At 58.1% G+C, this 12,003-nt stretch carries 11 protein-coding genes; 5 read left to right on the top strand and 6 right to left on the bottom strand.

Annotation, left to right across the window (positions count from 1 at the left end; all coding sequences use genetic code 11):
• Positions 1 to 66: 66 nt before the first annotated feature.
• Both BN1125_RS15445 and BN1125_RS15450 read right to left on the bottom strand, forming a co-directional pair.
• On the bottom strand, positions 67 to 507 hold the full coding sequence (locus BN1125_RS15445; protein ID WP_042013318.1) for an Hsp20 family protein: 441 nt from the start codon (positions 505 to 507) through the stop codon (positions 67 to 69).
• Positions 508 to 598: 91 nt separating this feature from the next.
• A complete protein-coding gene (locus BN1125_RS15450) occupies positions 599 to 1,012 on the bottom strand; it encodes an Hsp20 family protein (protein ID WP_005339298.1) in 414 nt (137 codons plus the stop codon).
• Positions 1,013 to 1,291: 279 nt separating this feature from the next.
• On the opposite strand from BN1125_RS15450, the gene BN1125_RS15455 reads away from it, so the two are divergent.
• Together BN1125_RS15455 and BN1125_RS15460 are read left to right on the top strand one after the other, a co-directional pair.
• Entirely contained in the window at positions 1,292 to 2,062 is a 771-nt protein-coding gene (locus BN1125_RS15455; RefSeq protein WP_042013319.1) for an MBL fold metallo-hydrolase, read from the top strand.
• A 91-nt stretch (positions 2,063 to 2,153) separates the two neighbouring features.
• Positions 2,154 to 3,113 carry a helix-turn-helix domain-containing protein gene (locus BN1125_RS15460; protein ID WP_042013321.1) on the top strand — a complete coding sequence of 320 codons (960 nt, stop codon included), beginning with the start codon at positions 2,154 to 2,156 and terminating at the stop codon, positions 3,111 to 3,113.
• A 105-nt stretch (positions 3,114 to 3,218) separates the two neighbouring features.
• Here the strand turns inward: BN1125_RS15460 and gyrB are convergent, their stop codons facing one another.
• The 4 genes from gyrB to dnaA all read right to left on the bottom strand — a co-directional run bounded on the left by gyrB (position 3,219) and on the right by dnaA (position 9,290).
• Entirely contained in the window at positions 3,219 to 5,630 is a 2,412-nt protein-coding gene (gene gyrB, locus BN1125_RS15465; protein ID WP_042013322.1) for a DNA topoisomerase (ATP-hydrolyzing) subunit B, read from the bottom strand.
• A complete protein-coding gene (gene recF / locus BN1125_RS15470; RefSeq protein ID WP_042013323.1) occupies positions 5,627 to 6,730 on the bottom strand; it encodes a DNA replication/repair protein RecF in 1,104 nt (367 codons plus the stop codon). The genes gyrB and recF overlap by 4 nt, the downstream gene beginning before the upstream one ends.
• 2 nt (positions 6,731 to 6,732) lie before the next feature.
• Positions 6,733 to 7,836 (bottom strand): DNA polymerase III subunit beta, encoded by a 1,104-nt coding sequence (dnaN, locus tag BN1125_RS15475; RefSeq protein ID WP_042013324.1) that lies wholly within the window; start codon positions 7,834 to 7,836, stop codon positions 6,733 to 6,735.
• An 83-nt stretch (positions 7,837 to 7,919) separates the two neighbouring features.
• On the bottom strand, positions 7,920 to 9,290 hold the full coding sequence (gene dnaA, locus BN1125_RS15480) for a chromosomal replication initiator protein DnaA (protein ID WP_005339307.1): 1,371 nt from the start codon (positions 9,288 to 9,290) through the stop codon (positions 7,920 to 7,922).
• Positions 9,291 to 9,601: 311 nt separating this feature from the next.
• Here dnaA and BN1125_RS15485 point away from each other — a divergent pair, with 311 nt between their 5' ends.
• The 3 genes from BN1125_RS15485 to BN1125_RS15495 are packed head-to-tail and all read left to right on the top strand — an operon-like array spanning position 9,602 to position 11,776.
• Complete coding sequence (locus BN1125_RS15485; RefSeq protein WP_042013325.1) at positions 9,602 to 10,360, top strand: amino acid ABC transporter substrate-binding protein; 759 nt, start codon at positions 9,602 to 9,604, stop codon at positions 10,358 to 10,360.
• Entirely contained in the window at positions 10,361 to 11,029 is a 669-nt protein-coding gene (locus tag BN1125_RS15490; RefSeq protein WP_156993430.1) for an amino acid ABC transporter permease, read from the top strand.
• A 12-nt stretch (positions 11,030 to 11,041) separates the two neighbouring features.
• Positions 11,042 to 11,776, top strand: coding sequence for an amino acid ABC transporter ATP-binding protein (locus tag BN1125_RS15495; RefSeq protein ID WP_042013327.1), 735 nt, complete (start codon positions 11,042 to 11,044; stop codon positions 11,774 to 11,776).
• Positions 11,777 to 12,003 lie beyond the last annotated feature (227 nt).

A 12,003-nucleotide genomic window follows, 5' to 3' on the forward strand; every position in this document is an offset into this window, starting at 1 on the left:
CCAGCAATACAAAAACAGAAAGGCCTGCAGATGCAGGCCTTTGTTGTTTATCGCGATCCGGTTTGCTTAGCCGGGCAGCGCCAGCTGCTCGGGTTTACCGATGGGGATGGCGCGGGGCTTGAGCACCTCCGGCAACTCGCGAGCCAGATCGATGGTCAACAGACCATGCTCCAGCTTGGCGCCCTGCACTTCCACATGCTGGCTCAGCTTGAAGGCGAGCTCGAAGTCACGCTCGGCAATCCCCTGATGGAGGAACTGACGCTCACCGGCCGCAGCCCCTTTGCGCCCCTTCACCTTGAGGGTGCCGTTTTCGGTCTCCAGCTCCAGCTCTTCGCGCTCGAAGCCAGCCACGGCGACCGTGATGCGATAGCCATCCTGATCGCGCTTTTCAATGTTGTACGGGGGGTAAGCGGCGGTCTTCTGCTCGAACAGACCTTCCAGCTCACGGGCCATCCGCTCGAAGCCGACGGCGTTGGAATAGAGATGAGAAAAATCGAGGTTACGCATAATCCTATCCTTCTAATAAGCAACAGGTTCAACTCTCCACAGGCCCGTCATCGGCACCCGGGAAATTTTAAAATTTCAGTGAGTTCGGCTATCAGCCGTTAATCTCAATCTTGCGCGGCTTCATCGCCTCGGGCACTTCACGCACCAGCTCGATGTGCAGCAAGCCGTTTTTCAGGTCGGCCCCTTTAACCCGCACATAGTCGGCCAGCTGGAAGCGGCGCTCGAAACCACGTTCGGCGATCCCCTGATAGAGATAGTTGCGCCCGGTGTCGGCCTGCTTGTTGCCCTTCACCGTCAACAGATTTTCCTGGAAGCTCAGCTCCAGCTCTTCCTGGGTAAAGCCCGCCACCGCCATGCTGATGCGGTAGTCGTTGTCACCCAACTGCTCGATGTTGTAGGGGGGATAACCGGCATTGCCATTGCTGGCCGCAGATTCGATGAGATTGGCCAGACGATCGAAACCGATGGCAGAACGATAGAGCGGAGAAAAGTCGATAGAACGCATAGTATTACCCTCATGTGAGCGATAACGGATTGTTTGCCCTCCTGATGGACAGGCGCCTGGTCGAAACCTCTGTCGAGCGTTCCGGCCTTGTTACCTATATAGGGGCTCACGTTTTCCTTTCAAGGGGATTTTTTCAAATTTTTTAAATGGCCGCGCCGGTCTGTGAACATCAACCTGTTGGCCCGATAGTGATGATAATCGACCCGTGGGCCACTGATGGCAATTCGCTCCGCACCCCATAATTGGTTGCATATCCACCAGCCAACATGGAGCCACCCCATGAAAATTACCCAGGTTCGCAACGCCACCCTGCTGCTCGACTATGCCGGCACCCGCTTTCTGATCGACCCCATGCTCTCTGCCAAGGGGGCCTTCCCCGGCTTTGAGGGCACCGCCAACAGCCATCTGCGCAATCCGCTGGTCGAGCTGCCGCTGCCGATCGATGAGCTGGTCGATGTGGATGCCGTTATCGTCACCCACGACCATCCCGACCACTGGGATGACGCCGCCAGAGCGCTAATCCCCAAACATCTGCCGCTCTTGGTACAACATCAGAAAGATGCCGATGCCATTCGTGCCAGTGGCTTTGAGGATGTGTGCCTGCTGAGCGACCAGCCCGAGTTTGCCGGCATTCGCCTGCAGCAGACCGGTGGCCAGCACGGCAGCGATCAACTGATGGCGGTACTGGGCGAGCGAATGGGAGAGGTATGCGGTGTGGTCTTCTCCCACCCCGATGAGCAGTGCCTCTATCTGGCCGGTGATACCATCTGGCATCCCCGGGTCGAGCAAGCCCTGCAACAGCATCAGCCCGAGGTCATCATCCTCAACTGCGGCGATGCACAGGTGCCCGGGCTAGGTTCCATCATCATGGGCAAGGGAGATGTCGCTGCCGTTTATCAGGCCGCACCGCAGGCCACGCTGATCGCTAGCCATATGGAGGCGGTCAACCACGCCGTGCTGTCGCGCCAGGAGCTGCGCGACTATCTGGCGGAACGGGGCATGACGGATCGGGTACGGGTGCCGCAAGATGGCGAGGTGATATCGCTGTGATCCGCAGGAGGGCCAAGCCAGACATGGCCCTTCGGCTTTCACAGCCTGACGTTTATGATGAGTGGTCTGCGCGCAGAGAGGAGCCAACATAATGCCCACCCCGATCGTTGCCGTGGTGACCTTCGATCACTTCAGCCCTTTTCACTGCGCCGTCCCCTGCCTCATCTTCGGCGACATCCTGCCGGGCCAGCCGCTGTTCGAGCTCAAGATCTGCTGCGGTGATGGCAACCATCATTCACACTCGGCGCAAGGCTTCACCATTCAGGCTCCCCATGGGCTGGAGGTGCTGGCCGAGGTGGAGATCATCGTTATTCCCTTCTGGCACGATCCGGCTGCACGACCACCAGCACAGCTGCTCGATGCCCTGATTGCCGCCAGTGCCAGAGGTGCCCGACTGGTCGGGCTCTGTCTCGGTACCTATGTGCTCGCCTACGCCGGCCTGCTCAATGGTCGCAAGGCATCGACCCACTGGGAGTACGAACAGGATTTCTGCCGCCGCTTTCCCTGCGTGCAGCTCGATACCAACGCCCTCTATGTGGATGACGAAGGGCTGGTCACCTCGGCAGGCACCGCCGCCGGGTTGGACTGCTGCCTCTATCTGGTGCGCCAGTACCACGGCTCGGCCATCGCCAACAAGGTGGCGCGGCGGCTGGTGATCCCGCCCCACCGGGAAGGGGGTCAGGCCCAGTTTATCGAGCAGCCGGTGCCCGCCTCCACCCGCGATGTCCGGATGAACCAGTTGCTCGATCAACTGCGTGCCCATCTGGCCGAACCCCATACTTTGGATTCTCTGGCGGCCCACACCCTGATGAGCCGACGCACCTTTACCCGCCGCTTTCATCAGGCAACCGGCCTCTCGGTGGGTGAATGGCTGCTGGCAGAACGGCTCAGGCGCAGTCAGGAGTTGCTGGAAGTGAGCGGTCATTCCATCGACCGCATCGCCGAGCTGGTTGGCTTCAAGAGTGCCACCTCCCTGCGCAATCACTTCCGTGCCCGCTTTGCCATCTCCCCCAGCGAGTGGCGACGATCTTTTCGTGACCAGAACTTCTGATGCCCATATTCGATGTTTCACGTGGAACGTGCCATTTCCCCGCCCCTGAAAACGAAAAAAGCCGCTCACAGGGAGCGGCATTTTATATCGAGCTGACTGCGTCGATTAGACGTCGAGGTTGGCTACGCGCAGGGCATTGGTCTCGATAAAGTCACGACGGGGCTCAACGGCATCACCCATCAGGGTGGAGAAGAGCTGGTCAGCACCGACGGCGTCGTCAATGGTGACGCGCAGCATGCGACGGGCTTCCGGATCCATGGTGGTTTCCCACAACTGGTCCGGGTTCATCTCACCCAGCCCTTTATAGCGCTGGATGTAGATACCACGCTTGCCTTCGCCCATCAGCCAGTCGACGGCCTCCACGAAGTTGGCAACCGGTTTGACCTTCTCGCCACGCTTGATGTAACCACCTTCCTCGATCAGGTTGGCGATCTCCTTGCCCAGCGAAACCAGCTGACGATATTCACCAGACTGCAGGAAGTCGTAGCTGAGCGGGTATTCGCGGTCGACACCGTGCTGACGTACCACGGCGTGCGGCACGAACAGGCTACGCTCTTCGTCACGACGAACCTGGATCTGGTACTGGATACCGTGGTTGCTCTCGTTGAGCACGGCTTCCATACCCTGACACCAGGCCAGCAGATCGCTCTCGCTGTTCAGCAGCGCTTCGTTCAACTCCGGCTGATAGATCAGCTGGGTCAGCACGGCTTCCGGCGCACGACGAGACATGCGGGTGATCAGGTGAGTCACCGAGCGGTGCTGGTTGACCAGACGCTCCAGCGCCTCACCACCGATAGCCGGGGCAGACTCGTTGACGTGCAGGGTTGCACCATCCAGCGCCATGGCGGTCTGGTACTGCAGCAGCGCATCTTCGTCTTTCAGATACTGCTCCTGCTTGCCCTTCTTGACCTTGAACAAGGGCGGCTGGGCGATGAAGACGTAGCCCCGCTCAATGATTTCCGGCATCTGACGATAGAAGAAGGTCAGCAACAGGGTACGGATGTGGGCACCATCGACGTCCGCATCGGTCATGATGATGATGTTGTGGTAACGCAGCTTGTCCGGATTGTACTCGTCGCGACCGATACCACAGCCCAGCGCGGTGATCAGAGTGCCCACCTCTTGCGAGGAGATCATCTTGTCAAAACGGGCCCTTTCCACGTTCAGGATCTTGCCCTTGAGCGGCAGGATGGCTTGGTTTTTACGGTTGCGACCCTGCTTGGCGGAACCGCCAGCAGAGTCCCCTTCCACTATGTAGAGTTCAGAAAGAGCCGGGTCTTTTTCCTGACAGTCTGCCAGCTTGCCGGGCAGACCGGCGATATCCAGCGCACCTTTGCGGCGAGTCAGTTCGCGGGCCTTGCGGGCCGCTTCACGGGCGCGGGCCGCATCGATGATCTTGTTGACCACGATCTTGGCATCGCCCGGGTTTTCCAGCAGGAAGTCGGCCAACTTCTCACCCATCGCCTGTTCAACTGCGGTCTTCACTTCGGAAGAGACCAGCTTGTCCTTGGTCTGGGAGGAGAACTTGGGATCCGGCACCTTGACGGAGATAACGGCAATCAGACCTTCACGCACGTCGTCGCCACTGGCGGCAGACTTGGCCTTCTTGCTGTAGTCCTCTTTGTCCATATAGGTGTTCAGAGTACGGGTCAGCGCGGTACGGAAGCCAACGAGGTGAGTACCCCCATCCCGCTGCGGGATGTTGTTGGTGAAGCAGTAGACCCCTTCCTGATAGGCGTCATTCCACTGCATCGCCACTTCAACGCCGATGCCATCGTGCTCGGTGGTGAAATGGAACACCTTCGGGTGGATCGGGGTCTTGTTCTGGTTCAGGTATTCAACGAACGCCTTGATACCACCCTCGTAGCAGAAATGCGCCTCGCGGCCATCCCGCTCGTCCAGCAGACGAATGGAGACACCGGAGTTGAGGAAGGAGAGCTCGCGCAGGCGCTTGGCCAGGATCTCGTAGTGGAACAGGGTATCGCTGAAAATGGTCGAGCTCGGCCAGAAGCGAACTTCGGTTCCGGTCGTGGTGGCATCACCGATCTGCTTGAGCGGTGCCTGCGGCTCGCCCAGGTGATAGGTCTGCTCGTAGACGTGGCCATGACGACGAATGGTCAGCAACAGCTTGTCAGAGAGGGCGTTAACGACAGAGACACCCACGCCGTGCAGGCCGCCGGATACCTTGTAGGAGTTGTCATCAAACTTACCGCCTGCGTGCAGCACGGTCATGATGACCTCTGCGGCGGAGCGGCCCTCCTCCTCGTGCATGTCTACCGGGATACCCCGGCCATTGTCACGCACAGAGACAGAACCGTCGGAATGGATCTTGACCAGAATATCGGAGCAGTAGCCAGCGAGCGCCTCATCAATGGAGTTATCGACGACCTCGAACACCATGTGGTGCAGACCCGAGCCATCATCCGTATCGCCGATATACATCCCCGGGCGCTTGCGGACCGCATCCAGGCCCTTCAGCACCTTGATATTCGAGGAGTCGTAAGTATTTTCACTCATAGCTTACTCTCTGCCTTCTCTAACGTTTCGGAGATTTTACCTTGTTCCACGTGGAACAACTTGCAGTCATTCGCATCCATCATGTCTGCGAGCTGACCGGTGTCGATGGCGGTGATAAACACCTGGGACGCACACTGCTTCAGCCTTGCGGCCAGCAAGCGGCGCTTGTCGACATCCAGTTCAGAGGCAAAATCGTCAATTAAAAAAATACAGCCACGGCTGCTATGTTGATTCAAATAGAGCCCTTGGGCCAGTCGCATGGCGCAGACCAGCAACTTCAATTGACCCCGGGACAAAATATCCTGAGCGGGTACCCCGTTCGCCTTGAGGCGCACATCGGCTTTCTGTGGACCGACACCGGTATAGCCCAGCGCTCGATCCCGCTCAAACCCCACCTCAAGCAGATCGCCGAGGGGAGTATCTTTCTCCCAGCCCCGGTAAAAGCCGAGACTGATATCGAATTCCGGCAGAAAATCCGCCGTCATCTCCTTGATCAGGGGCGTAATGGCCTGACAATAACTGGCGCGAAACTCTGCCAGTTCACCGCCAAGCCGCACCAACTCCTGATCCCAGAACGCCAGCTGGCGATACTGGGTGCTCTGGCGCAGCAGCGCGTTGCGCTGTTTCAGCAGCCGCCGCACTCGTCCCCACAGGGCAAAGAAGGTCGGCTCCTGATGGAAGACGCCCCAATCGAGCCAGGCACGGCGAGCCTGAGGCCCGCCCGTCAGCAGGTTGAAGCCATCGGGATGGATCAACTGCACCGGCAACAGCTCCGCCAAATCGGCCAGCCGCTGGGCCTGCGCCCCGGCAATCTTGAGCTGGGTCTCACCGCTCTTCTCTTTGGCAAGACCGATCGGGACCTGACGCCCCTCCAGTTCACACTGGGCAAACAGGGTAAACGCCTTCTCTCCCTGGCGGATGACCCGCCCGGTCAAATGAGTGCGAAAGGAGCGCCCCAGACCAAGGTAGTGAATGGCTTCCAGCACGCTGGTCTTGCCGCTGCCATTGCACCCGACCAAAATGTTGAGGCCGGGCGACAGCTTGAGACTGGCTTGCTGGATATTGCGAAAGTCGCTGAGCTGAAGCTTGACCAGGGACACGACTAGATCCGCATCGGCATCACCACGTACTGAGCATCCTGATGGTCAAAATCCTCAATAATGGCACTGCTGATGGAATCGCTAAGGCTAATCCGAATTTGGTCACATTTTAACGTATTCAGCACGTCGAGCACATAAGAGACGTTAAAGCCGATCTCCATCTCGCCAGCGGCATATTGTACGTCAAGCAGCTCTTCGGCTTCTTCCTGTTCCGGGTTGTTGGCGGTGATGCGCAGCAGGTTTTCCTGCAGATTGAGACGCACCCCACGGAATTTCTCGTTGGAGAGGATGGCGGCGCGGGCAAACGCCTGACGCAGATCCTCACGACCGGCGATCAGGGCCTTGTCACTGTTGCGCGGAATGACCCGACGCCAGTCCGGGAAGCGGCCATCCACCAGCTTGGAGGTGAAGATGAAACCGTCGAGGGCGGCGCGCAGGTTGCTGCGGCCAATCTGCAGCCGCACCGGCTTGTCTTCCGCTTCCAGCAAACGCACCAGCTCCAGCACCCCTTTGCGCGGCAGGATGACCTGATGATCGGGCAGCGATTCCCCTACTACCTCGCGGCGGCAGGTAGCCAGACGGTGACCGTCGGTCGCCACGGTGCGCAGACCGTGACCTTCGCTCTCGAATAGCATGCCGTTCAGGTAGTAACGCACATCCTGGCTGGCCATGGAGAACTGGGTCGCATCGATCAGCTTTTTCAGCTCCAGCTGGCTGATATCGAACTCGAGGACGGATTCCCAATCCTCAATGTTCGGGTATTCGGTCGCCGGCAGGGTCGAGAGGTTGAAACGGGAGCGACCGGACCGGATGATCAGGCGCTCTCCTTCGGTATTGAGCCGGATCTCGGCGCCTTCCGGCAGACCACGGCAGATATCCAGCAGCTTGCGCGCCGGTACTGTGGTGCGGCCATCTTCACTGGCCCCGTTCAGATAGACCTGACCGATCATCTCGACTTCGAGATCGGTACCGGTCAGTGACAGCAGACCGTTGCTGACAACAAGCAGCACATTGCCGAGGATCGGCAGGGTCGGTCGGCCACCGAGGGCGCCGGACACCAGTTGCAGAGGACGTAACAGGGCCTCACGGCTAATTTCGAGCTGCATCTGTGCTCTCCGTTGTGATTAGGAGGAAACGATTCGGATCAGGTTGGAATATTCGCGCTGCATCTGTCCACTCGGTTCCGTTATCAGGAAGAAAGGGTACGGATCAGGTTGGAATAGTCCTCCTTGATGTCGTGACTCTCCTCCTTCAACTGCTCGATCTTGCGGCAAGCATGAAGAACGGTTGTGTGGTCACGGCCACCAAAGGCATCACCTATCTCCGGCAAACTGTGGTTGGTCAGCTCCTTGGCCAGTGCCATCGCCAGCTGGCGCGGACGGGCCACTGAGCGGGAACGCCGCTTGGAGAGCAGATCCGCCAGCTTGATCTTGTAGTACTCCGCCACTGTCTTCTGGATATTGTCGATGGTGACCAGCTTCTCCTGCAGTGCCAACAGGTCGCGCAGCGCTTCGCGCACGAAATCGATGTTGATGGCACGACCGGTGAAATTGGCGTTGGCGATCACCCGGTTGAGGGCGCCTTCCAGTTCACGGACGTTGGATCGCAGACGTTTGGCAATGAAGAAGGCCACTTCGTCCGGCAGATGGATCTGGTTCTCGTCTGCCTTGCGCATCAGGATCGCGACGCGGGTCTCCAGCTCCGGCGGTTCGATCGCCACGGTCAGGCCCCAGCCGAAGCGGGACTTGAGGCGATCCTCGACACCGTTGATCTCCTTCGGATAGCGATCCGAGGTCAGGATGATCTGCTGGTTACCTTCCAGCAAGGCATTGAAGGTATGGAAGAACTCCTCCTGGGAGCGCTCCTTGTTGGCGAAAAACTGGATGTCATCGATGAGCAGAGCATCGACGCTGCGGTAGTAACGCTTGAACTCTTCTATGGCGTTGTTTTGCAGCGCTTTCACCATGTCCTGAACAAACCGCTCGGAGTGCATATAGATGACTTTGGCATCTTTTTTACTCTCCTTGATGGCATTGCCAACGGCGTGCAACAGGTGGGTTTTACCAAGGCCGGTGCCGCCATAGAGGAACAGAGGGTTGTAAGCACCACCCGGATTGTCCGCTACCTGACGGGCAGCCGCACGCGCCAACTGGTTGGACTTACCCTCGACGAAATTCTCGAAGGTATAGTTCACGTTGGTGTTGCTCTTGTGGTTCGGCTCGGGCTTGGCTTCAGCCTTGCTTTCCCAGCTCTTCTGCAAGTTATTCACAGGCGCGGCACCCTGTACCGGCGCTCTGGCGACAGCAACAGGATGGGGACGATTGCCTATATCAAAACGCAGGGCGGGGCCGTCGACCCCGCAGAGTTCGTTGATGATGCCGTTAACCCGGATGAGATACTTGTCTCGTACCCAGTCCAGAACAAAGCGATTCGGTGCATACAGGGTCAGAGTATTGTCACTCAACTCCGCTTGAAGCGGCCGGATCCACATGCTGAATTCTGCCGAGGGCAACTCATCTTGCAGCCGGTTAAGGCACTGCTGCCATAGCGAAGCAGTCACTCTAAACTCCTGTCGATTGATTAACTAAAGACCGGCTATTCTACGTTTTTAGCCGCCGGATCTCCAGCCATCGCCCGGTGGATCCAGCAAATAAGATCCTTGACTTTCAAGGATCCAGCGCCTTTGGATCGGATTTCATCCCCAAAGTTACCCACAGCCTGATCCCCCGTCCGGATTGGTTGATCCCGTGCTTATCTCCTGTTATTTCATATAACTAAATGTAATTTATTTTTTAAATTTTATTCCAATAACATCAAGGCCAAACCAGTTATTACAACTACAAATACAAGACATTGAGAGAGAGAAACACCATGAAAGCATCCATCAAACTGATTTCCGGCGCTGCCATCCTGCTTGCCACCCTGTCTAGTCAGGCGATCGCCCAGGAGACCATCAAGGTCGGCATGTCCGGCAAGTACTTCCCGTTCACCTTCGTCAAGCAGGACAAGCTACAGGGCTTTGAGGTGGATATGTGGAACCAGATCGGCGAGCGCACCGGCTACAAGGTCGAGTTCGTGACGGCCAGCTTCTCCGGCCTGTTCGGCATGCTGGAGACCGGCCGCATCGACACCATCTCCAACCAGATCACCATCACCGACGAGCGCAAGGCGAAGTACGATTTCTCCCAGCCTTATGTCTATGACGGCGCCCAGATCGTGGTACGCAAGGGCAACAGCACCATCCACGGCCTCAAGGATCTGGAAGGCAAGACGGTCGCGGTGAACCTGGGATCCAACTTCGAAGAGCTGCTGCGCAAGAACGATCCGGCCAAGAAGATCGATATCCGCACCTATGACTCCGCCTTCGAGCAGGATGTCGCCCTGGGTCGCATCGATGCCTTCGTGATGGACCGCGTCTCCACCGCCCAGCTGATCAAGGAGTCCAAGCTGCCGCTGCAACAAGCTGGCGCACCGTTCGAGACCATCGAGAACGCCCTGCCCTTCCTGAAGACCCCGGAAAAACAGGCCGTGCTGAAGAAAGTTGACGAGACCCTGACCGCCATGCGCAAGGATGGCTCCCTGCGTCAGATCTCCGAGAAATGGTTCGCTGCCGACATCACCGACAAATAAATGATGGAATTTGACCTCGAATACACGCTGGGGCTGTTTCCCATCCTGCTCAAATATCTGGGCACCACGATGGAAATGGCCCTGTGGGGATTCGTGCTGGCACTCGTACTGTCGCTTGCCCTGGCGATAGTACGGGTGTTTCGCATCCCCGCGATCCACTGGCTGGCGATGCTCTATATCTCGTTCTTCCGAGGTACACCCCTGCTTGTCCAGCTGTTCCTGCTCTACTACGGGCTGCCGCAGCTATTCCCAATCTTCGTGGGGATGGACGCTTTTACCGCAGCCATCGTCGGCCTGACCCTGCACTTCGCCGCCTACATGGCCGAGTCGATCCGGGCTGCCATCATCGGGATTCACAAAAGCCAGATGGAAGCCGCGCTCAGTATCGGCATGAGCCGTTATCAGGCGATGCAGCGGATCATCCTGCCGCAGGCGGCGCGCATCGCTACCCCATCGCTGATGAACTACTTCATCGACATGATCAAGAGCACCTCGCTGGCATTCACCCTGGGGGTAGCCGAGATCATGGGCAAGGCGCAGATGGAAGCCTCCTCCTCCTTCAAGTTCTTCGAGAGCTTCATGGCGGTAGCGCTGGTCTATTGGGTGGTGGTGATCTTCTTTACCCGCTTGCAGCATCTGCTGGAAGTCCGTCTTAACCGTGCCTATTAAAGGAGGGCTCTCATGATCAAGCTAACCGGCCTCTCCAAGGCATATCACGGCAATCAGGTGCTCAACGGCATCGATCTGGAGGTCAAAAAGGGGGAAATTGTCGTCATCATCGGCCCCTCCGGCACCGGCAAGTCGACCCTGTTGCGCTGCCTGAACCTGCTGGAGACCCCGGATGCGGGCACCCTTGCCATCGACGATCTTGAGCTGAATCTGGCCAAGGCCAGCGAACAGCAGGCGATCGAGCTGCGCAAACGGGCCTCCTTCGTGTTCCAGAACTACGCCCTGTTTGCCAACAAGACGGCGCTCGACAACATCGCCGAAGGGCTGATCACCGTCTGGAAGCAACCAAAAGCGGAGGCCCGAGCCACCGCGCTCGGCATCCTCAAGGATATTGGTCTCGCCGACAAGCAGGATGCCTATCCGGCGTCGCTCTCCGGAGGCCAGCAACAACGGGTCGGCATTGGCCGCGCCATGGCAGCGCACTCCAAGGTGATCCTGTTTGACGAGCCCACCTCTGCCCTCGATCCCGAGTGGGTCGACGAGGTGCTGGGGCTGATGAAAGCATTGGCCCGCCGGCACCAAACCATGGTGGTGGTGACCCATGAGATTGAATTTGCTCGTGATGTTGCCGATCGGGTGATCTTTATGGAGGGTGGCCGGATCGTCGAACAGGGCCCACCGGATCAGATATTGGTCGATCCCAAGGATCCCCGTACCCGGGAGTTCCTGCGCAAAGTGCTTAAATAGCTCTCTCTTTGGCGGCCTGGCCGCCTTTTTTATTGAGGGATCCCTTGTTTAACCCCGGGTAGCCAGTATAATCCGGAGCCCTTGATCCTTCGGATCCTCACGCTCGGCCGCGGCCTTTTCAAGACCAAGGCAGGATGAGAGGGAACGGCGGATTGACTAAAAGCCGAACTCTGTTTAGAATTCGGCCTCTTTTGCTAGTCGTCACACGCTATAGCTGGCGCGTCGGC

Origin of the sequence: Aeromonas fluvialis (genome assembly GCF_000819885.1) — a bacterium.
Classification (GTDB): domain Bacteria; phylum Pseudomonadota; class Gammaproteobacteria; order Enterobacterales; family Aeromonadaceae; genus Aeromonas; species Aeromonas fluvialis.